At 72.2% G+C, this 23,437-nt stretch carries 22 protein-coding genes and 1 pseudogene; 15 read left to right on the top strand and 8 right to left on the bottom strand.

Annotated features, from left to right (window positions below):
- Positions 1 to 4: 4 nt before the first annotated feature.
- The 4 genes from ACFQE5_RS12455 to ACFQE5_RS12440 are packed head-to-tail and all read left to right on the top strand — an operon-like array spanning position 5 to position 2,628.
- Positions 5 to 226: a hypothetical protein gene (locus ACFQE5_RS12455; protein WP_379585033.1), complete on the top strand. Its 222-nt coding sequence runs from the start codon at positions 5 to 7 to the stop codon at positions 224 to 226.
- The gene (locus ACFQE5_RS12450; RefSeq protein WP_379585032.1) at positions 223 to 1,014 is read left to right on the top strand and encodes an enoyl-CoA hydratase/isomerase family protein; all 792 of its coding nucleotides are present in this window, start codon (positions 223 to 225) and stop codon (positions 1,012 to 1,014) included. The genes ACFQE5_RS12455 and ACFQE5_RS12450 overlap by 4 nt, the downstream gene beginning before the upstream one ends.
- Positions 1,011 to 1,814 carry an enoyl-CoA hydratase/isomerase family protein gene (locus ACFQE5_RS12445; protein WP_379585031.1) on the top strand — a complete coding sequence of 268 codons (804 nt, stop codon included), beginning with the start codon at positions 1,011 to 1,013 and terminating at the stop codon, positions 1,812 to 1,814. The genes ACFQE5_RS12450 and ACFQE5_RS12445 overlap by 4 nt, the downstream gene beginning before the upstream one ends.
- A 28-nt stretch (positions 1,815 to 1,842) precedes the next feature.
- Positions 1,843 to 2,628, top strand: a complete 786-nt coding sequence (locus tag ACFQE5_RS12440) for an enoyl-CoA hydratase/isomerase family protein (protein WP_379585030.1) — start codon at positions 1,843 to 1,845, stop codon at positions 2,626 to 2,628.
- 16 nt (positions 2,629 to 2,644) lie between these two features.
- Here ACFQE5_RS12440 and ACFQE5_RS12435 read toward each other — a convergent pair whose 3' ends face one another.
- Together ACFQE5_RS12435 and ACFQE5_RS12430 are read right to left on the bottom strand one after the other, a co-directional pair.
- Positions 2,645 to 3,445, bottom strand: a complete 801-nt coding sequence (locus tag ACFQE5_RS12435) for an enoyl-CoA hydratase-related protein (protein ID WP_379585029.1) — start codon at positions 3,443 to 3,445, stop codon at positions 2,645 to 2,647.
- Positions 3,446 to 3,486: 41 nt separating this feature from the next.
- A complete protein-coding gene (locus tag ACFQE5_RS12430; protein WP_379585028.1) occupies positions 3,487 to 4,131 on the bottom strand; it encodes a TetR/AcrR family transcriptional regulator in 645 nt (214 codons plus the stop codon).
- A 175-nt stretch (positions 4,132 to 4,306) separates the two neighbouring features.
- Here ACFQE5_RS12430 and ACFQE5_RS12425 point away from each other — a divergent pair, with 175 nt between their 5' ends.
- Both ACFQE5_RS12425 and ACFQE5_RS12420 read left to right on the top strand, forming a co-directional pair.
- Positions 4,307 to 5,569: an NAD(P)/FAD-dependent oxidoreductase gene (locus ACFQE5_RS12425; RefSeq protein ID WP_379585027.1), complete on the top strand. Its 1,263-nt coding sequence runs from the start codon at positions 4,307 to 4,309 to the stop codon at positions 5,567 to 5,569.
- Between the two features lie 65 nt (positions 5,570 to 5,634).
- Complete coding sequence (locus ACFQE5_RS12420) at positions 5,635 to 6,786, top strand: acetyl-CoA C-acetyltransferase (protein ID WP_379585026.1); 1,152 nt, start codon at positions 5,635 to 5,637, stop codon at positions 6,784 to 6,786.
- Positions 6,787 to 6,861: 75 nt separating this feature from the next.
- Here the strand turns inward: ACFQE5_RS12420 and ACFQE5_RS12415 are convergent, their stop codons facing one another.
- Both ACFQE5_RS12415 and ACFQE5_RS12410 read right to left on the bottom strand, forming a co-directional pair.
- The gene (locus ACFQE5_RS12415) at positions 6,862 to 8,037 is read right to left on the bottom strand and encodes an acyl-CoA dehydrogenase family protein (protein ID WP_379585025.1); all 1,176 of its coding nucleotides are present in this window, start codon (positions 8,035 to 8,037) and stop codon (positions 6,862 to 6,864) included.
- Positions 8,038 to 8,146: 109 nt separating this feature from the next.
- Entirely contained in the window at positions 8,147 to 8,878 is a 732-nt protein-coding gene (locus ACFQE5_RS12410) for a TetR/AcrR family transcriptional regulator (RefSeq protein ID WP_379585024.1), read from the bottom strand.
- A 175-nt stretch (positions 8,879 to 9,053) separates the two neighbouring features.
- Between ACFQE5_RS12410 and ACFQE5_RS12405 the strand changes: the two genes are divergently transcribed.
- Positions 9,054 to 10,751 (top strand): class I adenylate-forming enzyme family protein, encoded by a 1,698-nt coding sequence (locus ACFQE5_RS12405; RefSeq protein ID WP_379585023.1) that lies wholly within the window; start codon positions 9,054 to 9,056, stop codon positions 10,749 to 10,751.
- A 47-nt stretch (positions 10,752 to 10,798) separates the two neighbouring features.
- On the opposite strand, the gene ACFQE5_RS12400 is transcribed toward ACFQE5_RS12405, so the two are convergent.
- Complete coding sequence (locus ACFQE5_RS12400) at positions 10,799 to 11,596, bottom strand: SDR family NAD(P)-dependent oxidoreductase (protein ID WP_379585022.1); 798 nt, start codon at positions 11,594 to 11,596, stop codon at positions 10,799 to 10,801.
- A 145-nt stretch (positions 11,597 to 11,741) separates the two neighbouring features.
- Between ACFQE5_RS12400 and ACFQE5_RS12395 the strand changes: the two genes are divergently transcribed.
- The 3 genes from ACFQE5_RS12395 (at position 11,742) to ACFQE5_RS12385 (ending at position 15,300) form a co-directional block, all read left to right on the top strand.
- Positions 11,742 to 12,911 carry a thiolase family protein gene (locus ACFQE5_RS12395; RefSeq protein ID WP_379585021.1) on the top strand — a complete coding sequence of 390 codons (1,170 nt, stop codon included), beginning with the start codon at positions 11,742 to 11,744 and terminating at the stop codon, positions 12,909 to 12,911.
- Between the two features lie 49 nt (positions 12,912 to 12,960).
- Positions 12,961 to 14,130: a CaiB/BaiF CoA transferase family protein gene (locus ACFQE5_RS12390; protein WP_379585020.1), complete on the top strand. Its 1,170-nt coding sequence runs from the start codon at positions 12,961 to 12,963 to the stop codon at positions 14,128 to 14,130.
- Between the two features lie 105 nt (positions 14,131 to 14,235).
- Positions 14,236 to 15,300 carry an MBL fold metallo-hydrolase gene (locus ACFQE5_RS12385; RefSeq protein ID WP_379585019.1) on the top strand — a complete coding sequence of 355 codons (1,065 nt, stop codon included), beginning with the start codon at positions 14,236 to 14,238 and terminating at the stop codon, positions 15,298 to 15,300.
- 37 nt (positions 15,301 to 15,337) lie between these two features.
- Here ACFQE5_RS12385 and ACFQE5_RS12380 read toward each other — a convergent pair whose 3' ends face one another.
- A complete protein-coding gene (locus ACFQE5_RS12380; protein WP_379585018.1) occupies positions 15,338 to 16,948 on the bottom strand; it encodes a class I adenylate-forming enzyme family protein in 1,611 nt (536 codons plus the stop codon).
- A gap of 277 nt (positions 16,949 to 17,225) precedes the next feature.
- A complete protein-coding gene (locus tag ACFQE5_RS12375) occupies positions 17,226 to 18,545 on the bottom strand; it encodes a phytoene desaturase family protein (RefSeq protein ID WP_379585017.1) in 1,320 nt (439 codons plus the stop codon).
- Between the two features lie 234 nt (positions 18,546 to 18,779).
- On the opposite strand from ACFQE5_RS12375, the gene ACFQE5_RS12370 reads away from it, so the two are divergent.
- From ACFQE5_RS12370 to ACFQE5_RS12350, 5 genes are all read left to right on the top strand, one after another.
- The gene (locus tag ACFQE5_RS12370; RefSeq protein ID WP_379585016.1) at positions 18,780 to 19,232 is read left to right on the top strand and encodes a MaoC family dehydratase; all 453 of its coding nucleotides are present in this window, start codon (positions 18,780 to 18,782) and stop codon (positions 19,230 to 19,232) included.
- Positions 19,233 to 19,272: 40 nt separating this feature from the next.
- Entirely contained in the window at positions 19,273 to 20,136 is an 864-nt protein-coding gene (locus ACFQE5_RS12365; protein WP_379585015.1) for an SDR family NAD(P)-dependent oxidoreductase, read from the top strand.
- A gap of 65 nt (positions 20,137 to 20,201) precedes the next feature.
- Positions 20,202 to 20,384 (top strand): hypothetical protein, encoded by a 183-nt coding sequence (locus ACFQE5_RS12360; protein ID WP_379585014.1) that lies wholly within the window; start codon positions 20,202 to 20,204, stop codon positions 20,382 to 20,384.
- Positions 20,381 to 21,400 (top strand): phosphotransferase family protein, encoded by a 1,020-nt coding sequence (locus ACFQE5_RS12355; RefSeq protein WP_379585013.1) that lies wholly within the window; start codon positions 20,381 to 20,383, stop codon positions 21,398 to 21,400. Before ACFQE5_RS12360 ends, ACFQE5_RS12355 begins: the two co-directional genes overlap by 4 nt.
- 18 nt (positions 21,401 to 21,418) lie before the next feature.
- On the top strand, positions 21,419 to 22,390 hold the full coding sequence (locus tag ACFQE5_RS12350; protein ID WP_379585012.1) for a DUF7065 domain-containing protein: 972 nt from the start codon (positions 21,419 to 21,421) through the stop codon (positions 22,388 to 22,390).
- A gap of 540 nt (positions 22,391 to 22,930) precedes the next feature.
- Here the strand turns inward: ACFQE5_RS12350 and ACFQE5_RS12345 are convergent.
- Positions 22,931 to 23,437, bottom strand: a pseudogene (locus tag ACFQE5_RS12345) (hypothetical protein); the annotation flags it as partial.

Below are 23,437 nucleotides of genomic sequence, written 5' to 3'. Positions count from 1 at the left end.
GCCGATGCAGATCCCGCCCGACATCGTCGGCAACGAGTTCGCGGAGGTCTCGGTCCGGATCGACGCCGAGGCCAACAGCCGCAGGCTACGGCTGGAGGACCGCAAGACCGGCAAGGTCCGCTTCCTGGACGCCCTGGAACTGGAGACGCTGGTCTGGCTCCCACCGGGCCACCTCGCGAAGCTGTTGGACCCCGCCGCCGACCGCTGGCGCGAGGACGACGGGTGACCGGCGTCGACGTCGAGCGGCCGGTCCTCAGCCGGATCGAGCAGCGGGCCGCGGGCCGCGTCGCGCATCTCGTCCTGAACCGGCCGCAGGCACGCAACGCGATCACCCTCTCGCTGGCCACCGCGCTGCGCGACGGCCTGTCCGCGGCGGCGGACCGGGCGGACGTGATCGTGATCCGGGGCGCGGGCGGGCACTTCTGCGCCGGCGGGGACTTCCACGAGGTCGCCCGGCTGCGCGCCGGGGGCGCCGAGTCCCTCCGCCCGCTGTTCGAGACGTTCATCGGGGCCTGCGAGCTGATCGCCGAGCTGCCCGTCCCGGTGGTGGCCGCCGTGGAGGGCTACGCCATGGCGGGAGGGTTCGAGCTCATCCAGTCCGTGGACATCGCGGTGGTCCGCGAGGACGCGGTGCTGGCGGACAACCACGCCAACTTCGGGATGATCCCCGGGGGCGGCGGCTCGCAGCGGCTGCCGCGGATCGTCGGCACGCAGCGGGCCCTCGGACACATCCTGCTCGGAGACCGGCTGAGCGGGGCCGAGGCGGCCGCGTGGGGTCTGGTCTACCGGGCTGCACCGGCGGACCGGTTCGACGCGACGGTCGACGCCGTCGTCGACAATCTGGCCGGCAAGGACTCCGGAGCCCTGACCCGGATCAAGCGTCTCGTCCGCGGCGGCCTGCGCGGCTCGTTGACCGAGGGGCTCGCCGCGGAGGTCGAGGAGACCCTGGCACACCTCGCCGGGCAGGACGCGGGGGCCGGGATCGACCGGTTCCTCGGGAAGGAGCGCGCATGAAACTGATCGAAACCGGGATGGTGCTGCTGGACCTCGACGACGACGGCGTCGGCCACCTGCGGCTGAACCGCCCCGAGGCCTCGAACGGGATGAACGTGCCGTTCCTGCGCGCGCTCTACGACGGCGTCATGGTCGCCACCGTCCGGCCGGAGCTGCGGGTTCTGCTGCTCACCGGCGAGGGCCCGAACTTCTGCGCCGGCGGTGACGTCAAGACGTTCGCGAGCAAGGGCGAGGCGCTGCCGGACTACCTGCGCGAGGCGACCGCCTGGCTGCAGAACGTGGCGCAGGGCCTGCTCGCGCTGCCGGTCCCGGTCGTCGCCGCGGTCCACGGCTTCGCCGCGGGCGGTGGGGGACTGGGCCTGGTCTGCGCCTCGGACATCGTCGTCGCAGCGGAGTCGGCGAAGTTCATGTCCGGCGCGGCCCGGGTCGGGATGGCGCCGGACGCCGGGTCGTCGGTGACGCTGCCGCAGCTGGTCGGGGTCCGCAAGGCCCTGGAGATCCTGTTGCTCAACCCCACCCTGACCGCGGCGGAGGCCCTCGAGATCGGGCTGATCACCACGGTCGTCCCGGACGCGGAGCTGCACGAGCGGGCCTGGGCGATCGCCCGCACCCTCGCCGCGGGTGCCCCGCGGGCGCTGGGTGCGGTCAAGCGTCTGGTCTGGTCGGGCCTGGGCTCGCGGGTCGAGGCGCAGCTGCCCGAGGAGGCGCGGACGGTGTCGGAGCTCTCCGGCACCGCGGACGCCCGGGAGGGCCTGGCCGCCGTGCTCGAACGCCGGGCCCCGTCCTTCACCGGCCGCTGAGCGGGGGACCGGGGTGAACGAGGAGAGGGTGACCGTCCGGCTCGACAACGGCATCGCCCGGATGCGGCTGACTCGGCCGTGCGCCGGCAACGCCATCGACCGCGACATGGTCGAGGCCCTGCACGAGGCCGTCGGCGGGCTGGAGGCGGCGGTCGAGGCACGGGACGCCCGGGTCGTGCTGCTCACCGGGGAGGGCCCGGCCTTCTGCGTGGGCGGGGACCTGACGTACTTGGGTGAGCGGGTGGATGAGCTCCCCGCCGAGCTCGAGCACATGATCGGCCGCTTCCACCGCTCGGTGCTGCCGCGGCTCGCGGCGCTGCCGGTCCCGGTCGTGGTGGCCGCTCAGGGCGGGGTCGGTGGCGGCGGGCTCGGCCTGCTCTGGCTCGCCGACATCGTGCTGGCCGCCGACGATCTGAAGCTCGCCACCGGGTTCGTCAAGCTCGGGATGACCGGGGACGGCGGCAGCAGCTGGTACCTGCCGCGCCTGGTCGGCCTGCGCAAGGCCCTGGAGCTGAGCCTGCGGAGCACCCCGGTGACCGCGTGCGAGGCGTGTGAGCTGGGGCTGGTGACCCGGGTCGTGCCGGTCGCCGATCTGGCGAAGGCCGCCGACGAGCAGGCCGCCGAGTTCGCCGCCGGGCCGACCTGGGCGTACGGGGGTATCAAGAGGCTCTACGCGCAGACCTGGTCGCGCAGCTACCCCGAACAGCTGGTCGCCGAGTACGACGCCATGGTGGCGGGTGCCTCGCGCGGCGACGTGCGCGAGGGGATCCTGGCGTTCGCGCAGCGCCGGGCGCCCGAGTTCGACGGGCGCTGACCCACCGGCGCGTCCCTCAGCGCCCGGTGAACCTCGCGGGGCGCTTCTCCAGGAAGGCGGCCCGTCCCTCGGCGTAGTCGGCCGTGGCGCCGTTCCGGTGCTGCAGGTCCGCCTCCAGCGCCAGCTGCTCGCGCAGCCCGCGCTGCGCGGCGGCGGTGAGGGCGGTCTTCATGCCGCCGAGCGCGACCGTCGGCGCACTCGCGAGCCGGGAGGCCAGCTCGGCGGCCCGTTCGTGCAGCTCGGCGGCCGGGTGGACGCGGTTGACCAGGCCCCAGTCGAGGGCCGTGGTGGCCGGGAGCTTCTCGCCGAGCATGCACAGCTCGGCCGCGCGCGTCAGACCCACCCGCTCGGCGAGGAACGCGGTGACCCCGGCGTCGGGCATCACGCCGATCCGCACGAAGGCCAACAGCAGGTAGGAGTCCTCGGCCGCGACCAACAGGTCGCATGCCAGCGCGAGGGACACGCCGAGGCCGGCGCAGGCGCCGTGGATCCCGGCCACGAACGGCTTCGGGGTCGCCCGGATGGTCTCGATGATCGGGTTGTAGATCTCGCGGAGCCTGCTCGACAGGTCCGGGTAGCCCTCGGGCGTCAGCTCCCGCCGGTCCTTGACGTCCGCGCCCGCACAGAAGGCCCGCCCGGCTCCCGTGACGAGCACCGCCCGGACCTCGTCGTCGGCCGCGGCCCGGCGCACGGCGTCGAGCAGCTCGGCCGCCATCGCGGGGGTCCAGGAGTTGAGCGCCTCGGGCCGGTTCAGCTCCAGGTGGGCCACCCCGCCGGTGACGCCGTAGCGGATGTCGGTGTAGGTCGTCGCGGTCACGGACCGAACCTACGTCGTCGAATCCTGATTCGAAAGCTGGGTCAGGGGCGCAGCGCGTGCAGGACCATCGACTGGGTGGTGCGGATGACGTCCTCGAGGGAACCGCGCTCGGGGCGCCACCACTCCGCGGTCCAGTTGAGGGCGCCCAGCACGATCATGCGCCCGACCGAGGGATCGACGTCCTCGCGCAGCTGCTGGGCGGCCGCGAGGTCCTCGATCAGTCCGCGCCACAGCTCGTAGTACGCGGTCACCTCGGCCTTCGCCCGCTTGCTCAGCGACGGGGGCAGTTGGTTGGCGTTTCGGGTGATCGCCTTGGCATAGTCGGAGATCTCCAGCTCGAGGCGGAGGTGGGCCTCGACCGCCGCCGCGATCCGCGCGGCGGGCGGCGTGCCGTCCGGGAGCTCGGCGAGCGTCTTCTCCAGGTTGTTGCGGATCGCCGAGGCTCCGGTGGTCATGACCTCCTCGATGAGGTCCTCGCGCGAGGGGTAGTAGTAGTAGATCGCGGGCGCCTGCACCTGCGCCTGTGCGGCGATGTCGGACAGGCGCGTGCCCGCGAACCCCTTTCGGGCCAGGACCGCGGCCGCGGAGTCCAGCAGGCGCTGACGGGTGCGCGCGGACTTGGTCGCGGCGGCCTCGCCGTCGGTCGGCTGGTCGTCGTCCGGCGGTGGTGCGGTCTTCCTGGGCACGTCGCGATCCTAAACGCTGCGGTCAGTGACGCCTTGACGTAGTGAAAGCCGTCGTCATGAGCACGTCGGTGGAGCGGTTCTCGGGGACCCGGCGGGTCCGGCACCACCCGACGTTGACGTGTCGAGGGACAAAGTTTACTCTAAATTCAAATACGTTTCGGAGGAAGGTTCGCCGATGCCGCCGTCCCAGGGCCGTCGTCTCGTGATCGTCGGCGCCTCACTCGCGGGTCTGCGGGCTGTCGAGGCCGCGCGCGCGGCCGGTCACCCGGGCCCGGTCACGTTGATCGGTGCCGAGGAGCACCTGCCTTACGACCGCCCGCCGCTGTCGAAGGCCTACCTCGACGCCGGGCCGGTTCCGCCGGTCCGCTTCCGTGAGCGGGAGTACCTGCGCGACGAGCTGGGCGTCGAGCTCATGCTCGGCGAGCCGGCCAGCGGCCTGGACCCCGACGCCCGCGAGGTCCTCGTGGGGGACCGCCGGATCGGCTACGACGGGCTGGTGATCGCCACGGGCGCGCGAGCCCGCACCCTGCCGGGGACGGAGCACCTCGTCGGCGTGCACACCGTGCGCACCCTGGACGACGCGGTCGCGGTGCGGGCAGCGCTCGACGCCGGGGCGCGCACCGTGGTCGTCGGGGCCGGGTTCATCGGCTCCGAGGTCGCCTCGGGCGCCCGCAAGCGTGGGCTGCCGGTCACCCTCGTCGAGGCGCAGGCGACCCCGCTGGTCCGCGCGATCGGCGGGGAGATGGGCACGGCGCTCTCGGCCCTGCACACGGCCCACGGGACCGACCTGCGGTGCGGCGTCGGCGTCGAGACCGTGGAGGGCACCGACCGGGTGACCGGTGTGCGACTGGCGGACGGCACCGTGCTGGCGGCCGATCTCGTCGTCGCCGGCATCGGCGCCACCCCGCAGACCGAATGGCTCGAAGGTTCGGGCCTGACGCTGGACGACGGCATCGTCGTGGACGAGACCCTCGCGACGGACCTGCCGGGCGTGTACGCCGCCGGCGACGTGGCGCGGTGGCGCAACCCGCTCTTCGCCGACCTGCCGACCGGTGGGCCGATGCGGATCGAGCACTGGACCAACGCCGCCGAGCAGGGCGCGGTCGCCGCCCGCAACGCCGTGGCGCCGGAGGCGAGAACGGCCTACGAGACCGTGCCGTACTTCTGGTCGGACTGGTACGAGAGCCGGATCCAGTTCGTGGGGATTCCCGCGGCGGACGAGATCCGCGTCGTGTCGGGCTCGGTCCGGGAGCGGAGGTTCGTCGCGCTCTATCGGACCGGGGACCGGCTCACCGCGGCCCTGACCCTGGACCGCCGCGCGGACGTCATGAAGTACCGGGTGCAGATCGGCAGGCGCAGCAGTTGGGAGGCTGCCCTCGAACTCGCCGAGAAGCGCAACGCCGCGGCCGCCGCCACGCAGGCGGCGGGCGGCGCCTGACGCGCCACCCGGCCCGAACAGACCGCGGCCCGGCCGGGCCACGGTCCCTGTGGAGGAGGAAGTTGATGGGCGAGGCCTTCATCGTCGACGCCGTCCGGGCCCCGGTCGGCCGTCGCAAGGGCGGGCTGGCCGCTGTGCATCCGGCGGACCTGGCTGCGCATCCGATCACGCACCTGGTCGAGCGGACCGGCGTGGACCCGTCGGCGATCGAGGACGTCATCTACGGCTGCCTCGACACCATCGGGGCCCAGGCGGGCGACATCGCGCGCACCGCGGCCCTGGTGGCGGGCCTGCCGGACACCGTCCCGGGCACCACGGTCGACCGGCAGTGCGGGTCGAGCCAGCAGGCCGTGTCGTTCGCGGCCCAGGCGGTCATGTCCGGCACCCAGGATCTGGTGATCGCCGGTGGCGTCCAGGTCATGAGCCAGTACCCGATCCTGTGCTCGTTCACCGCGGGCGAGCCCTACGGCGCCGTCGACCCGTGGAACGGCAGCAGGGGCTGGGCCGAGCGCTACGGCACCCAGGAGATCACCCAGTTCCGCAGCGCGGAGATGATCGCCGAGAAGTGGGAGCTGTCCCGGGAGGACATGGAGGTCTTCGCGCTGGAGAGCCACCACCGCGCGATCCGGGCGATCGACGAGGGCCGGTTCGAGCGCGAGATCGTCCCGTTCGGGGACGTCGCCGTCGATGAGGGCCCCCGCCGGGACACCTCGCTGGAGGCGCTGGCCGGGCTGAAGACCCTGCGTCCGGGCGGGCGGCTCACCGCCGGCGTGTCGAGCCAGATCTCGGACGGCACCGCGGCCCTGTTGATCGCCTCGGAGAATGCCGTGAAGACCCACGGGCTCACCCCGCGAGCCCGCATCCACCACATCTGCGTGCGCGGCGCGGATCCGGTGTGGATGCTCACCGCGCCGATCCCCGCCACCGAGTACGCCCTGAAGAGGACCGGGCTGTCCATCGGGGACATCGACACCGTCGAGATCAACGAGGCCTTCGCCTCCGTGGTCCAGGCCTGGATCAAGGAGACCGGCGCCGACCCGGCCACGGTCAACCCGAACGGTGGCGCGATCGCGCTCGGGCACCCGCTGGGCGCCACCGGGGCCCGGCTGATGACCACCATGCTCCACGAGCTGGAGCGCACGGGAGGCCGCTACGGCTTGCAGACGATGTGCGAGGGTGGCGGCCAGGCGAACGTCACCATCATCGAGCGGCTCTGAGCCGACTCGCCGCCGGAACGGGGGACGGGCCGTGTGGCCCCGTCCCCCGTTCCCGTCCGCGGCCCGCCGTGCGGGTCAGGCGGGCCGGCAGCGGGTGGCCACCTCCCGGCCGATGAGCTCCTTCATGATCTCCGTGGTGCCGCCGTAGATCGTCTGGATGCGGGAGTCGACGAACGCGCGCGCCACCGGGTACTCGAGCATGTAGCCGTAACCCCCGTGCAGCTGCACGCAGCGGTCCACGATCCGCTTCTGCAGCTCGGTGACGAACCACTTGCCCTTCGCGGCGTCGGTGGGCGTGAGCTCGCCCGCATTGAACGCCAGCACGCACTTGTCCACGAAGGCCTCGGCGACGTCCAGCTCGGTCTCCATCTCGGCGAGCTGGAACCGCGTGTTCTGGAAGTCCCCGATGGCCTGCCCGAAGGCCTGCCGTTCGAAGCAGTAGCGGGCGGTGTGCTCGTAGACGGCTCGCGCGGACGTGATCCCCGAGGCGATCAGCCCCAGGCGCTCGTGCGGCAGGTGGCTCATCAGGTGCATCAGGCCCTCGCCCTCGACCCCGATGAGGTTGGCCGCCGGGACGCGGACGTCGGTGAAGAAGAGCTCGCCGGTGTCCTGCGCGTGCAGCCCGACCTTGTTCAGCTGGCGCCCGCGCGCGAAGCCCGGCATGCCCCGCTCGACGACGAGCAGGCTGAAACCGCGCGAGCCCGCCTCCGGGTCCGTGCGGACCGCGACGATCGCGAAGTCGGCGCTGAGCGCGCTGGAGATGAAGGTCTTCTGCCCGTTGAGGATCCAGTCGGCGTCCGGCCCGTCGCCGTCCCGCCGGGCCGTCGTCCGGATCCCCTGCAGATCGCTGCCGGTGCCGGGTTCGGTCATCGCCAGCGCGCCGAGCAGCTCGCCCTGGGCGAAGGGGACCAGCCAGCGCTTCTTCTGCTCGTCGTCGGTGAGGTCGAGCAGGTAGGACAGGACCAGGTCGTCCTGCAGGCCCAACGTCATGCCGAGGGAGGTCGCGCCGATCCGGGCGATCTCCTCGTTGACGACCATCCGGTAGCGGTAGTCCCGCTCGCCGGAGCCGCCGTACTCCTGCGGCACCGAAAGGGCGTACACACCCTGCGCGGCCGCGGCCCGGAACAGGTCGCGGTCGATGCCGCGCTCCTCCTCCCAGCGCAGGAAGTGCGGCTCCACCTCGCGGGCCAGGAAGGTACGCACCATCGCGCGGTACTGCTCGTGGTCGTCGGTGTAGAGAGTGCGCCGCATCGTCGGTTCGGTCCCTTCGGTGGGTGGCGGCCGTGCCGTGTCTATTTAAATGATAGTAAAATTGTTGAGGGTGGGTGGGGAGCGGCATCGCCGGGTCAGGGTCGCCGGGTCAGGGGCGCAGCCCCCGGAGCACGAGCCGGCGCGCGGTGGAGATGGTCTCCGGCAGTGGGCCGCGCTCCTCGCTCCACCACTCCGGGGCCCAGTTGAGCGCCCCGAGGACGAACATGCGGGCCGCCCGCGGATCGAGGTCGGAAGAGATCTCGCCCGCGGCGACCCCGTCCTCCATCAAGGTCCGCCACAGGGCGCCGTAGCGGCGCTCGTCGAGCAGCTGGACCTCGCGGATCGGGGCCGGCAGCTCCGCCGCGTGGCGGATGGCCGCCGAGGCGTACTCGGAGTCCCGCAGGACGATCTCGAGGTGCGCACTCACGGCGCACAGGATCCGGTCCATGGCCGTGCTCCCGTCCGGCAGGGCCGCGAGCGCCGCCCGGACGTGCGCGAGCACCCGCCGCAGCCCGACCTGGACGACCTCCTGGATCACCTCGTCGCGGGACGGGAAGTAGTAGTAGATGGCGGGTGCCTGGAGCTGGGCCAACTCGGCGATGTCGGCGAGCCGGGTGCCCGCGTACCCCTTGCGGTTGAGCACCACGGCCGCGGCGTCGAGGATGCGCTCCCGTGTCTTGGCGGCCTTGCCCTCCTCGCGGGAGGACTCCGGGTCGAACCGGGACGGCCCGCCCCGACGGCGTCCCCGGGGACGCGCGGACGCCGCGCGGTCGGTGTCGCCGCTGGTGTCAGAGGGCACGACCGCGTCCGCGGCGCCCACCCGGCCTCGTGCCTCCGTCATGGCGAGCACCCTAGTGCTGAATCGAGATGAGAAAAATGGTGCGACGCCGAGACGTACGCGGTGCAACCCTCCGGTGACACGCGGTTGAGCAGCGCGGACGGATCGGACCCGCGCTTGAACCGGACGTCGGTGCTCACTAATCTATCGGAGATTAAGTGAGTTGAGGAGGGCGCCGATGACCGAATCGTTGGCAGACCGCCGGGCCGCGCTCGAGGCGCGTTTCCCGACGTGGGAGCCGATGTCTCTGGACCAGCGCCTCGAGCGCTGCGCCGCCGAGTTCCCGGACCGGCCGCTGGTCATCACCGATGACCGGAGCCTGACCTACCGGGAGACCGCGGCGTGGGCCCGCCGGCTCGGCGACGGCCTCGCCGCGCTCGGCGTGCAGCCGGGCGACCGGGTCGGCCTGCTGATGGCCAACTACCTCGAGTTCACCCCGCTCAAGTTCGCCATCGCGCGGGCGGGGGCCGTCGCCATCCCGTTCAACTTCCTGTACCGCACGGAGGAGCTCGCGTACGTGCTGCGCCAGTCGCGGTGCAACGTGCTCATCACGATGACCGGGTTCGCGGGGCTGGACTACCCGGCGATGCTCGACGAGATCGCCCCGGGCTGGGTGGACGGGCCGACCGAGCAGCTGCCGGACCTGCGCGCCGTCGTGCAGCTGTCCACCGACGGCAGGCTGCGGGAGGGGGTGCGTTCGGTCGAGGAGCTCGACGCGCTGGGGCGGGCGAACGAGGGCGCGGCCGACGGGCGCAGCGCGGACCCGAACGACCTGGGCGACATCCTCTACACCTCGGGCACCACCGGGTCGCCCAAGGGCGTCATGGTCGTCCACGACGCGCCCCAGCGCACGGGGTACGCCTCGGCCCTGACCCGCGGCTTCGAGGACGGCCGCCGGATCCTGTTCTCGCTGCCCTGTTACCACATGTTCGGGTACGTCGAGGGCCTGCTGGCCGTCATGTTCGTCGGTGGCGCGATCATCCCGCGGACCAGCTTCTCGCCCGCGGACTACTTCGCGGCCATCGAGCGGCACCGTGCCACCGAGATCCTCTGCGTGCCGACGATGACGGTGGCGCTGCTCGAGCACCCGGACAAGGCCACCCGCGACCTGTCGTCGGTGTTCGCGGTGCTGTCCGGGGCCGCACCCGCGCCGGTGTGGCTGTGGGAGAAGGTGCGTGACGAGCTCGGCATCACCGAGATCACCACCGGCTACGGCATGACCGAGTGCGGCGGCGCGATGACGATGACCCTGCCCGAGGACCCGCTCGAGCGGCACTCCGGCACGGTCGGGCGGATCAAGCTGGCGGGCGTCGCGGGCATGCCGGAGCACGGCGACGGCATCTGCCGCTACCGGACCGTGGACCCGGTCACGGCCGAGGAGCTGCCCGCGGGCAGCGAGGGCGAGCTCATTTCGACCGGGCCGACGCACATGCTGGGTTTCTGGGAGAAGCCGGCCGAGACGGCCGCCGCGCTGCGCGACGGCTGGGTGTTCTCCGGGGACCTGGGCCGGGTCGGCGAGGACGGCTACCTCCAGATCACCGGCCGGAGCAAGGAGCTCTACAAGTCCGGCGGCGAGCTGGTCATGCCGAAGGAGGTGGAGGAGCTGCTGACCCGGTACCCGGGGGTCAGCCAGGCCTACGCCGTCGGCGTGCCGGACGACCGTTGGGGCGAGGTGGGCTGCGTGTGGATCGTGCCCGAACCCGGCGCCGTCGTGGACCCGGCGGCGGTGATCGAGCTGTGCAAGGAGAAGCTCGCCCGCTTCAAGGTGCCCAAGCACGTCCTGCTCACCACGGCGGACGAGCTGCCGACCACGCCCACCGGCAAGGTGCAGAAGTTCAGGCTCGCGCAGAAGGCCGCCGAGCAGCTGACGGGCTGACCGGACCCGGCGCGGGAGGTTCCGGGACCTCCCGCGCCGCCGTCGCCTCACGGCATCGACGACCCGCCGCCGACGGCGACGACCTGGCCGGTGACCTGGCGGGACACGACGTCCGAGGCGAGCCAGGCCACGGCGTTGCCGATGTCCTCGGGCGTGGTGAGCCTGCGCAGCGCCTGGGTCTTCACGATCGACTCGACCTGCTCCGGGGAGAACAGCGTGTCCCGGCCTCCGGCCCACACGCTGTGCTCGCCGACCGGCACGTCCTCCGGCGGCAGCACGAGCCCGGGCGCGACGACGTTGGAGCGGATGCCGTAGCGCCCGTTCTCCCTGGCCACGGTGCGGGCGAGCGCGATCAGCGCGGCCTTGGTGCTGCCGTAGATGCCCTGGCGCACCGCGCCGAACGCGGCGTCGCTCGACAGGAACACCACCGAGCCGCTGCGCGCCTCCTGCATCGGCACCAGGGCCGCCTGCGTGCAGTCGACGGCCGCGAGCAGGTTCAGGTTCACGGTCCGGTGCCACAGCTCGCGGTCGGTCTGTTCGGTGAACCAGCCGGGTCTGCTCCAGCCCGCGTTGTTGACCAGCACGTCGATCCCGCCCCAGGCCTCCAGCGTCCGGCCGACCACGCGGCCCCCGGCGCCCGCGGAGGTCAGGTCGAGCGCGAGCGCGGCCGAGTCCGGGGCACCGAGCTCGCGCAGCTCGCCCGCGACGCGCTCGGCCCGCTCGCCGTCGATGTCGACGACGAGGACCCGCGCGCCCTCGCGGGCGAACACGTGCGCGATGCCCCGGCCGATGTTGGCCGCCGCGCCGGTGACGACAACGCGGGCCCCCGCGTGTCCCAGGTCCATGGCTTTCCTCCGTCGTCGAGGTGGCGGGGCGCCGGCCTGCGACCCCCGATCTTCGAATCTAGATTAGATCGATGCCACGTTGCCCCGTGCGGGCCCATCATGTCTACTCGGATTTAGAAAAACCGTCGACCAGTGGGAGTGCGCAGTGGAGCACGCGGTCATCGTCGATGCCGTCCGGACCCCGGTGGGAAAGGGGAAGAAGGGGGGCGCGCTCTCCGAGGTCCACCCCTCCGACCTGCTCGCGGGTCAGCTCGCCGCGCTCGTGGAGCGGACCGGCATCGACCCGGGACTCGTCGAGGACGTCATCACGGGCTGCGCCCAGCAGGTGAAGGAGCAGGCCGGCAACATCGGGCGCAACGCGGTCCTCGGCGCGGGTTTCCCGGCGTCGGTGCCCAGCACCACGCTGAACCGGCAGTGCGGGTCGAGCCAGCAGGCCGCGGCCTTCGCCGCGCAGGCGATCATGGCGGGCGTGCACGACGTGCTGATCGCGGCGGGCATCGAGTCGATGAGCGCCGTCCCGATCGGCAGCTCGCGGCCCACGAGCATGGGCGCCCGCGCCGCGGCTCGGTACCCCGAGGGCCTGGTCAACCAGGGGGTCTCCGCCGAGCTGGTGGCCCAGCGCTGGAAGCTGGAGCGTGCCGAGCTCGACGCCTACTCCGCCGAGTCGCACCGGCGGGCCGCCGCCGCCTGGGCGGACGGCGCGTTCAACACCGAGGTCGTCGGGGTTCCCGAGGCGCCGCAGCTGAGCACCGACGAGACGATCCGGGTCGGCACGACGGCCGAGGGGCTCGCCGCCCTCGAGCCCTCGTTCCGGACGGACGAGATGGCGGCCCGGTTCCCGGACCTCGACTGGAAGATCACGCCGGGCAACTCCTCGCCGCTGACCGACGGCGCCTCAGCCGTACTGATCATGAGCGAGCAGCGGGCGAACCGGCTGGGGCTGCGGCCCCGGGCGCGTTTCCACGCGTTCTCGGTCGTCGGCGACGACCCGCTGTACATGCTCACCGGGCCGATACCCGCGACCCACAAGGTGCTGGCGCGAAGCGGGCTCACCCTGAACCAGATCGACGCCTACGAGGTCAACGAGGCCTTTGCGCCGGTGCCGCTGGCGTGGGCCCGCGAGTTCGGTGCCGACCCGGCGAAGCTGAACCCGCGCGGAGGGGCGATCGCGCTCGGTCACGCGCTCGGCTCGTCCGGCACCCGGCTGTTGGTCACGCTGCTGCATCACCTCGAGGCGACCGGTGGCCGCTACGGCCTGCAGACGATGTGCGAGGCCGGCGGCATGGCCAACGCCACCATCATCGAGCGTCTCTGACCCGGCGGACCCGTCCCCGTGAACGAGCGAGTCAAACGAGGAGTCGACGTTGCCTGAGCGCACATCGGACACCGCCGCCCGCGGGCCCCTGGCGGGCCGGACCGTCATCGAGCTCGCGGGGATCGGGCCCGGCCCGTTCGCCGGGATGCTGCTGGCCGACATGGGGGCGGACGTCATCCGGGTCGAGCGGCCCGGTGCCTCCGCGCCGCAGGGCTCTGCCTGGACGGACGTCACGAACCGCGGCAAGCGGTCCGTGGTGCTCGACCTGAAGAAACCGGCGGCGGTCGAGGCGGTGCTCGCACTGGTCGAGCGCGCGGATGTGATCTTCGAGGGCAACCGGCCCGGCGTGGTGGAGCGCCTGGGGCTCGGTCCCGAGGACGTGTGGAAGCGCAACCCGAAGATCGTCTACGGCCGGATGACGGGGTGGGGCCAGGACGGGCCGCTCGCCCCCACGGCCGGGCACGACATCGGGTACATCGCCATCACCGGTGCGCTGGGGTCGATGGGTGACCCGGACGTACCGCCGCAGATCCCGCTCAACCTCGTCGGGGACTTCGGCGGTGGGTCGATGTACCTGGTCACCGGCATCCTGGCGGCGCTGCTCGAGGCCGAGCGCACGGGCCGCGGTCAGGTCGTCGATGCGGCCATCGTCGACGGCGCGGCGAACCTGTTGGCGACGGTCCACGCCCTGATGGCCCAGGACCGCTGGGTGGACCGGCGCGGCTCCAACCTGCTCGATGGCGGCACGCCCTACTACTCGGTCTACGAGACCGCGGACGGGCGGCACATGGCCGTCGGGCCGATCGAACCGAAGTTCTATGCGGAACTGCTGCGACTCCTGCAGGTCGATCCCGCCGAGGCCGCCCCGGCCGACCAGAACGACCGCTCGACCTGGCCTGCCCTGCGCTCGATCCTGGCCGGCCGCTTCGCCACGCGAACGCAGGCGGAGTGGACCGCGGTGTTCGAGGGCACCGACGCCTGCGTGGCGCCCGTCCTGGGGTTACGTGGCGCGCTGCAGCACCCGCATATCGCGGCTCGCGGCACGCTGGTCGAGGTCGAGGGCGTCCTGCAGCCCGGCCCGGCCCCACGGTTCTCGGCCCACCCGGTGTCCACCCCGGTCGAGCCGCCCACCCCCGGCCGCGACACCCGGGCGGTGCTGTCCGAGGCCGGTCTCGATGCCGAGGCGCTGTTGAGCGCCGGGGCCGCCGTCCAGGCCTGACCCTCCCGGCGGCCCCGGTCCGGCGCGGCCGAGGGCGGTCGCCCGGCCGACGCCTCGCCGGGTGCCCGCGGTGCGTCGGAGCTTCTTCGAATTTATATTCAATCCATGTCCGAGGACGGGAACATCGTGAGACCGAATGTGGCCGAGCAACCGCAGGACTGGACCGAACCGGGCACGCACGCCGTCGTCGCCGGTGTGCACCGGATCCCGCTCCCGCTGCCGTTGTCCGGACTGCGTGCGGTCAACGTCTACGTCATCGACGCTCCCACCGGACCCGTGCTCGTCGACTCCGGCTGGGTGGGTGCCGACGGCGGCGAGAGCCTCGAGCAGGGGCTGGGTGCCCTCGGCTACCGGCTCGGGGACGTCGACCGGATCGTCGTCACCCACGCCCACCACGACCACTACACGCAGGCGCTCGCGCTGCGCGAGCGGTTCGGGTCGCGGGTGCAGCTCGGCCGTGGCGAGCTGCCCTCGGTCGAGGCCATGCTGCGCAGGCGGACCGACGGCGAGCGGGCTCCCCAGCCGCAGCTGCTCCGGCGGGCGGGCGCGACGCGGCTCGCCGACGACATGGCCACGCTGCTGAAGGCGCTCGACGAGAAGGACGACGCCCCCTGGGGCGCCCCCGACGGCTGGCTGGACGACGGCCAGGAGGTCGGCGTGGGGGAGCGGCGGCTGGAGGTCCGGGCGACCCCCGGCCACACCCGCGGACACATCGTGCTGCGGGACGCGCCCGCGGGCCTGCTCTTCTCGGGCGATCACGTGCTCCCGCACATCACGCCCTCGATCGGCTACGAGCGCGCCCCGGAACCCGCCCCGCTGCGCAGCTACCTCGCCTCCCTGCGCCTGGTCCGGGACCTGCCGGACGCGCTCATGCTGCCGGCGCACGGCCCGGTCTCGCCGAGCGTGCACACCCGAGTGGACGAGCTGCTACGCCACCACGAGGAGCGGCTCGACGCGTCGCTGACCCAGCTCAAGGCCGGCGCGAGCACGGCGTACGAGGTCGCCGCCGGGCTGCCGTGGACGCGCCGGATGAGCACGCTGGACGACCTGGAGACCGAGCACGCCTCGCTCGCCGTCCTGGAGATCGCCGCGCACCTGGACCTGCTCGTCACGGATGGGGCGGTGACCGCCTGTGAGGTCGGCGGGGTCGTGCACTACGCGCCCGCCTGACCCGGGCGGGTCGGGCGGGCCCACGCTGCTGTCGACCTCAGACGAGCTCGCGCAGCTCACCCTCGGTGATCGACTGCACGAGCTTGAACTTCTGGACCTTCTGGGTGGGGGTGAGCGGGAAGTCCGTCGTCACGAACCACCGGGCGGGCAGCTTGTAGGGCGAGAGCCGCTCGCGGCAGTGCGCGATCAGCCGCTCGCGCAGGTCCGCGGGCTCCGCACCGCGCACGCGCACGACCGCCGCGACGAGCTCCCCCAGCGTCTCGTCCGGGATCCCGACGACCGCGGCGTCGATGACGAACTCCAGCTCGGCCAAACAGGACTCGATCTCGGCCGGGGCGATGTTCTCGCCCTTGCGGATGATGAGCTCTTTCAGCCTGCCGGTCAGCCGGATGTACCCCCGGGAGTCCATCGTGCCCAGGTCGCCGGTGTGCACGAAGCCCTCGGCGTCCACCGTCGCCGCGGTGGCCTGCGGGTCGTGGAGGTACTCGATCAGCTGCTGGTAACCCCGCGCACAGATCTCGCCGGGGGTGTCCAGGGGAACCACCTCGCCGGTCGCCGGGTCGACGATCTTCACGTCGACCTGTGGCAGCGGGTGGCCGACGGTCTGCAGCTGGTCGGACCGCGAGTCGGTCGGCCGGGTCGCGGTGAGGACGGGGGCGAGCTCGGTCTGGCCGAACAGGTTGATCACCGCGGCGCCGAACACCCGCTCGGCCGCCTCGATCATGGTGGGCGACACGTTCGACGCACCGCCGAGCACCGTGCGCAGCCGGGGCGCGGGTTCGGTCGAGGACCGCTGGACCTCGAGGAGGGCACCCAAGACCGCGGGCACGTAGAACAGCACGGTGACGTTCTCCCGCCGCATGGCGTCGAGGACGCCGACCGGGTCGAACTGTTCGATGAGGATCTCGGTCCCACCGATCCACAACGGCCCGAGGGTGCCGATGACACAGGAGGCGGTGTGGAACATCGGCAGCGGGTTCAGCCCGACCGCGCCCGCCTCGACGTCGATGGCCTCCATGGTCAGCTTCGCGACGTTGACCAGCGACCGGTGCCGCAGCAGGACGCCCTTGGGGCGACCGGTCGTGCCCGAGGTGTACTGCAGCATGACCGGCGCGGCCGGATCGGTCGGGGCGGCCGCGAGGACCGCCGGGTCCGGCTCGGCGGGCCGCCAGCGGTCGGTCTCGGACAGGCTCAGCACGGTGAGCTCCGGGATCTGCTCGCCCAGCTGCTTCGCCACGGTGGCCATGTCGTAGGTCCGGCTGCTGTCGGCGTGCAGCAGCACCGTCGCCCGGGAGTGCCGCAACGCATACTCCAGTTCCGCCTGCCGCAGGACGGGGTTGAGCGCGACCAGGGTGACGCCCGCGAGTGCGGCCCCGTACTGGATCATCGGCCACTCGACCACGTTCGGCGCCCAGAGCGCGACGAACGAGCCCGGCGCGGCGAGCCGGGACAGCCCGGTCGCCACCCGCTCGGCCTCGGCGAGCAGCTCGGCGTAGGTCAGGCGCAGCTCGACGCCCGAGCCGTGCCGGGTGCCGATGAGGGCCAGGCGGTCCGGGTGCTCGCCGGCCCGCTGACGCAGCAGGTCGCCGACGGTGATCTCGACGAGCGGGGTGGAGTCGTCGGCGGGCAGGTACGCGCGATCGAGCATCAGGGCTGGTTCCTTCCGTGCACGGCGTCGTCACACTGGGCGGAGCTGAGCGGACCGCGGTCGACCACCTGGGACGCTCAGGCGCGACGGTCTCATAATTTTGATTAGAATATCGAGGGTGCGGCACCGTCGCAACGACGGGAAGCCCCGGGTGCGGCGGCCCGGTGACGCCGGAGGGCAGCTCGCGAGGCTGCCCCGACCGTGACCGTGCCGCGCGCCTGCGCGAAGGGCCGCGTCCCGGTGGAGCCGCGGCGCGCAGGCACCCGGGTGGCCGCGTTCAGGAGCCGGCCGGCGGGAAGTCGGCCTTGATCTGCTCCACCACGATCTTGGCGGTCTCCGCGCAGGCGGTGGTGCCGCCGTTGGCGTACTCCTTGACGCCGTCGCCGACGTTCCACAGGTTGGCGATCGGGGTCTCGGGCCGCAGGTCGTAGCCCGCGACGGCGCGCTGCGGGGGCCAGTCGTCCTTCATGACGTTGATCGAGAGGATCCGGGCCTTCTGCGTGAAGCCCTCGATCTGCTCGGCCAGGTCCTTCGTGAGAAGCGCGATCTCGGCCTCCTCGTCGAACGGGCCGACGGCGGGCTTGGGCACCGAGGCCGCCACGTAGAGGTGCCAACCGGGCGGCGCCATCTCCGGGCAGGTCGCCGTGAAGTTCGCGACGTAGCAGAGCCGCTCGGTGACCGAGAACAGCAGCATGCCCGGCACGTCGATGAGCGGCTCCTGGCTGGCGAAGTTCAGCGCCAGCATCGAGCACGGCCGATCCTTGATCTTGACCTGCTCCAGGTATTCGCCGGGTAGGGCGCTCTCGCCGACGAGGCGGACCGTCCCCGCGGGCCCGATGTCGCTCACCGCGACCGTGCAGGCGATCTCGATGCTCCGGCCGTCCCGGCGGATGGTGGCGCCGGTGACCCGGCCGTCGTCGACGTGCAGCTTCTCGACCTCGCTGGACAGCCAGACCTGCCCGCCGCGGGCGGTGACGGTGGCCGCGAGGGACTCCCAGACGCCGATGGTGCCGTCCGGGCAGAAGCCGAACTTCTTGAAGGCCGACTTGCGGGTGAAGTAGGTGAGGAACACCCGGGCGGGGAGCTCCTCGGAGGAGACCGCGAAGATCGAGGCGCACATGTTGCGGAACACGCCCTGGGCGGCCTCGCTCTTGGTGTACTTGCGCACCCAGTCGGCGGTGGAGAGCTCGCTGCCGGGCAGGGCGTCGTCGTCGGTGCGCGCGGCGCCGATCCCGCTGACGATCTTGGCGCCCTGGCGGGTCAGCGTGGAGAGCAGCAGGCCCCAGCCACCACGCGTGACGTCGAGGTTCTTCTTCCCGACGCGGTAGAGCACGGGGACCTCGGGGGCGCGCACGTTGAACTCGGCCCCGACCTCGGCGAAGGTCTGCTCGGTGATCGTGCCGGTCTCGATCACGATCGCACCGTCGTTGACCTTGAACCCGTCGATGTCGGTGGTGGAGGCGCGGCCCCCGACCTTGTCCAGGCGCTCGACCACGAGGGTCGTGTAACCGGCGTGGGCGAGCCGGGCGGCGGCGAACAGGCCGCCCGCCCCGGCGCCCACCACGAGCGCATCGAACGTGCTGTCCGGGGAAGGCACGATCATCTCCTCCGATCAGATGTTTAATCGAGATTTTATAATTCAGAGTAGGCACCGCGCCCATGGCGGTCAAAGGGGCGTGGCGAGACAGCGGCATCGCTCCGCTCCGGTCGATGCCGCCGACTTGACAGCGACGAGGCGACATGGTGGGCTACGGCATTGTATTAATTTGCGTTAAAAACGGGTGCCGTCGCTCGCGGGTCGGCACCGATCTCGAAGGACGGAGTGTGGACGATGAGGACCTTCGCGTCCGTGGAGGAGCTGCTGCAGGCGAAGGGCATCTCGTTCGGCCCGACCGAATGGGTCGAGATCGACCAGCGGCGGGTCGACCTGTTCGCCGAGGCCACCGGTGACCACCAGTGGATCCATGTCGATCCCGAGCGTGCCGCCACGGGGCCCTTCGGCGGCACCATCGCCCACGGCTTCCTCACGCTGTCCCTGCTGCCGGACCTGCAGAGCAGGCTCTACGCGGTCGAGAACGTCAGGATGGGGATCAACTACGGCCTCAACAAGGTCCGGTTTCCGGCGCCGGTCCCGGTCGGCAAGCGGGTGCGGCTGAGCTCGACCCTGACCGACGTGCGGCAGGGCGACGGTTTCGTGGAGACCGTCGTGACGTCGGTGCTCGAGGTCGAGGGCTCGGACAAGCCTGCCTGCGTGATCGAGAGCGTCGGGCGCCTGTACGTGTGAGCGGGCCCGGCATCGTCATCGAAGAGGGGTGGTCGGAGAAATGGCAGGAGTCGAAGGCCGCGTCATCGCGGTGACCGGAGCGGGCAACGGGCTCGGTAGGGAGTACTCGCTCGTGCTGGCGCGGGCGGGGGCGAAGGTCGTCGTCAACGACCTCGGCGGGGCGCGCGACGGCAGCGGCGCCGGGTCCGCGGCCGCCGACGCGGTGGTGGCCGAGATCACGGCGGCGGGCGGCGAGGCCGTCGCGAACTACGACAGCGTCGCGACCCAGCAGGGCGGCAAGGCCGTCGTCCAGACCGCGCTGGACGCGTTCGGCCGGATCGACGGGGTGGTGGCCAACGCCGGGATCCTGCGGGACAAGGCGTTCCACACGATGTCCGCGGACGACTGGAACGCGGTGCAGCAGGTCCACCTCTACGGCGGCTTCTACCCGCTGCACGCCGCGTGGCCGCACTTTCGCGCGCAGTCGTTCGGGCGCATCGTGGTCGCCACCTCGACCTCGGGCATCTACGGCAACTTCGGCCAGGCCAACTACGGTGCCGCCAAGGGCGGACTGATCGGCCTGATCAACACCCTCGCGATCGAGGGTCGCACGTACAACATCACCGCCAACGCCATCGCGCCGATGGCCGCGACCCGGATGACCGAGGACATCGCGCCACCGGAGCTGCTCGCCCGGCTCACGCCCGGCTTCGTCGCACCGGTCGTCGGGCACCTACTGACCGAGGAGAACACCGAGACCGGCAGCGTGCTGGTCGCGGGCGGCGGCCAGGTGCACCGCGTCCGGCAGTTCCAGTCGAAGGGCGTCACCTTCGCCGAGGTGCCCACGATCGAGCAGGTCGGGGACCGCTGGGACGAGATCGTCGACCTGGACGGTGCCGTCCCGGGCACCAACCCGGTCGGCTGACCACGTTCCGCCGCGGCCGGTGCGGCGCCGACGCGGGCCCTGCGGACGGCAACGACAAGGACCACGTGGTCACGGTCCGCAGGCCGACGAGCGAGATCGCCCCCGAGTTCGAGGGCGGTGACGAAGGGATGGCGGCGTTGGTGGAGTTCCGGGAGTTCTGCTGCGGGGGGTGCGGGGTGCGCTTCGACACGGAGATCGCCGCCGTGGCCGACGCCCCGCTGTGGGACCTGCGGCTGGGGAGCGCGTGACGACCGGTCCCGAGGCCGAGGAGGCGCTGGCGGGCTGGCTCGCCGGCCACGTCGAGCGGCTCGCCGCGCCCCTGCGGATCGACCGGCTCGGCGCCGGACAGTCCAACATCACGTCGGTGGTGACGGACGCCGAGGGCAGGCAGTGGATCCTGCGCTGCCCGCCACCCGGCGCCCCTGCGGGCGCTCACGACGTGCACCGCGAGGTCCGCATCCTGCGCGCCCTCGCCGGAACGTCCGTACCGGTCCCGGTGGTGGTCGCGGCGGGGGCGGATGCCGCCGGGATCGGCGGTGCGTTCTGCGTGATGGAACGGGTTCGGGGCGTCGCCCTCGCCGACGAGCGGGACGCGGGCGCCCTGAGCCCGCAGGAGCGCGGCCGGCTCTCGGTCGAGACCGTTGAGGTGCTCGCCCGCATCCACGACCTGGACCCCGACTCGGTCGGACTCGGAAACCTGGGCCGCCGGGACGGCTACCTCGATCGCCAGATCGACCGGACCCGGCGCAACTGGGAGGCGTGGGGCGGTGGCTCCGCAGCGGCGGGCGCCTGGCGGGAGTGCCTGCGCCGGCTCACCGGCGCCGTCCCGAGGCAACAGCGGGTCGTGATCGCGCACGGCGACTATCGGCTGTCGAACCTCCTGGTCGAGGACGGTGGGATCACCGCCGTGCTGGACTGGGAGCTCTGCACCCTCGGCGACCCGCTCGCGGATCTCGCCTGGCTGGTCGACGACTGGCGCTCGCCCGGCGACCCGGCGATCACCATGCCCAGTCCCACCCGTGTCGGTGGCTTCGCCTCCCGGGAGAGGCTGATCGCGGACTACGCGGCCCGCACCGGGCTGGACGTGGGCGGGCTGGGCTACTACCGGGCCTTCACCCACTGGAAGGCGGCCACCCTGCTGCAGGGCGTCCTGCTTCGCCGCCGGTCCGGCAGTCTGGGTGACCACGGCGCGCTCGACCTGATCGATCTCGAGCACACCATCGCCTACCTGCTCGACGCGGCCCTCGCCCACGTCCGTTCCTGACCGAAGGAGAGCGACACCGTGCGTCCCGAGGACGACTACACCCATCCGGTGGGTCCCGAGCCCAACTTCAACGAGTCGATGTACTTCCACTTCCACGATCCCGAGGCGCGGCTCGGTGGGTTCGTGCGAATGGCGAACCGCCCGAACGAGGGGCGGGGCGAGGTCACCGTGTGCCTGTTCCTCCCGGACGGCAGCCTGGGCTTCTTCTTCGCCCGTCCGGAGGTGACCTCCAACGAGGCCTTCGAGGGGGCCGGCATGGCCTTCCGCGTGCGGGAGCCGTTCCGGCACATCGATATCTCCTACTCCGGACCGATCTCCGTGGTGGCCGACCCGGCCGCGATGGACGACCCGAAGCTGGCGCTCGGCGGCAGCCCGCGGGTGGACTGCACCGTCGAGCTGGCGATCCGCGGGATGGCCCCCGCGTTCGACCACAGCTTCGACACCGAGGAGGGCTCGTTCGCGCCGAACCACTACGAGCAGCTGCTCTCCGCGGAGGGCCGGGTCGTGGTCGACGGCACCGAGACCGCCCTGCGCGGCTTCGGCCTGCGTGATCACTCCTGGGGACCACGCTACTGGCAGACCCCGTGGTTCTACCGCTGGGTACACGGCGCCACGGACGGCTTCGGCTTCATGGGCGCCTGGTTCGGCAGGCCGGACGGCTCCTCGATCCGCGGCGGGTTCGTGTGGGACGGCGAGACCCTGCACGAGGTCGACGGCCTGGACATCGTCACCGAGCGCGACGACCGGGACGAGCAGGCCGGTATCGCGGTCGTGCTGCGCTGCGCGCGGCGCGAGTGGAAGGTCCAGGGCCGCGCCCTGGCGACCGTGCCGCTGCGCAACCGGCGCGACGATGGCAGCGGAACCCTGTCGGTCACGCGCATCGTCGAAAGCCTCATGGTCTGGACGCTGCACGACGGCCGGACCCTGCACGGCATGTCGGAGTACCTGGACCAGATCCTTCACGGCAGGCCGGTCGGCCTGGAGGTCTGAGCCGCGGCGGCGGCCGGATCGTCGGTCCCGTGGTCGCCGTCGTCCGGCGGCCGCGGGCTTGGGCCGGCTGCGCCGGGAGCCGTCGACCGGCTGTCAGGCGGAAGACCACCCAGGTCCCGACGGTCTCCATGTCCCGGCTGCGGTCCGACCACTCGGCGGTCTGGTTGAGCGCACCGAGGATCACGTCGACGGCTCGTCGCACCGCTTCGCCAGGACTCGGTGACCGAGGATGTCGACTACGAGTGGTCGAGTCCATTGGTGAACAGCGGCGGCGCCACAGAAGGAGCCCCGACGAGCAGGAGCCCGTGGGCGACCGCCAATGCCGCCGCCTGTGCCCGGAGGCGCAGCTCAGCTTCGCGAAAATCCGTTCCACGTGTGTCGAGACGGTTCGGGTACTCACGACCAACACGTCAGTCGACCGATCCGGTCACGGCCCACAACGGTGCCGGACCGGCAGCCAGGGTTGCCGGGGGATCGCGGCCCGTGACGCCGAGCAGTCGGCCGGGGTCTCGACGCCCCGGCCGACCACGGGTCAGCGGGTCAGGCCGGGCGGGCCAGCAGCTCGCCGAGGTGGCGGTCGATCTGGGGCATGTAGGAGGGGGCGATGCCGAACAGTCCCAGGTGTCCGCCGATGTCGTCGATGATCCGCAGCTCGCTGCCCTTGATCAGCTCCTGCTCGGCGCGGCAGTCACGCACCGGGAAGAACATGTCCTCGTTGATCGGCAGCACGAAGGTGGTGGCGGTGATCCGGCCCAGCGCCGCGGCCAGGTCCCCGCCGGTGTGCCGGGCCACGTCCCCGCGCTGCCACTTCCACGCCATGCACAGCAGGTCGTTCGGGTCCATCACGGTGAAGTAGGGCTCCAGGAACCCGGTCAGGAACGCCTCCTTGGAGTCGAACTCCAGCGCCCGCCACACCTCCTGCTTCCAGAACTCGGTGGAGAACCCCATCACCGCCCAGATCCCGGCGTGCCGGCGCAGCCCGGCGGCGACCTCGGTGTGGGAGGCGTACTCGCCCCCGTTGAACCCCGGGTCCGAGGTGATCGCCGT

Origin of the sequence: Pseudonocardia hispaniensis, from assembly GCF_042658695.1 — a bacterium.
GTDB classification, from domain to species: domain Bacteria; phylum Actinomycetota; class Actinomycetes; order Mycobacteriales; family Pseudonocardiaceae; genus Pseudonocardia; species Pseudonocardia hispaniensis.
Note: the sequence above shows the minus strand (reverse complement) of the source record. Positions and strands in the feature narration are given on the sequence as shown.

Coding starts and splice junctions, on each gene's coding strand:
- ACFQE5_RS12380 (WP_379585018.1), bottom strand. CDS start 16,948: ATGCTCGATCGCGCGTACCTGCCCGCCGACGACTCCACCCCGCTCGTC.
- ACFQE5_RS12445 (WP_379585031.1), top strand. CDS start 1,011: ATGAAACTGATCGAAACCGGGATGGTGCTGCTGGACCTCGACGACGAC.
- ACFQE5_RS12370 (WP_379585016.1), top strand. CDS start 18,780: ATGAGGACCTTCGCGTCCGTGGAGGAGCTGCTGCAGGCGAAGGGCATC.
- ACFQE5_RS12415 (WP_379585025.1), bottom strand. CDS start 8,037: ATGCGGCGCACTCTCTACACCGACGACCACGAGCAGTACCGCGCGATG.
- ACFQE5_RS12455 (WP_379585033.1), top strand. CDS start 5: ATGCAGATCCCGCCCGACATCGTCGGCAACGAGTTCGCGGAGGTCTCG.
- ACFQE5_RS12405 (WP_379585023.1), top strand. CDS start 9,054: ATGACCGAATCGTTGGCAGACCGCCGGGCCGCGCTCGAGGCGCGTTTC.
- ACFQE5_RS12385 (WP_379585019.1), top strand. CDS start 14,236: ATGTCCGAGGACGGGAACATCGTGAGACCGAATGTGGCCGAGCAACCG.
- ACFQE5_RS12400 (WP_379585022.1), bottom strand. CDS start 11,596: ATGGACCTGGGACACGCGGGGGCCCGCGTTGTCGTCACCGGCGCGGCG.
- ACFQE5_RS12420 (WP_379585026.1), top strand. CDS start 5,635: ATGGGCGAGGCCTTCATCGTCGACGCCGTCCGGGCCCCGGTCGGCCGT.
- ACFQE5_RS12410 (WP_379585024.1), bottom strand. CDS start 8,878: ATGACGGAGGCACGAGGCCGGGTGGGCGCCGCGGACGCGGTCGTGCCC.
- ACFQE5_RS12425 (WP_379585027.1), top strand. CDS start 4,307: ATGCCGCCGTCCCAGGGCCGTCGTCTCGTGATCGTCGGCGCCTCACTC.
- ACFQE5_RS12365 (WP_379585015.1), top strand. CDS start 19,273: ATGGCAGGAGTCGAAGGCCGCGTCATCGCGGTGACCGGAGCGGGCAAC.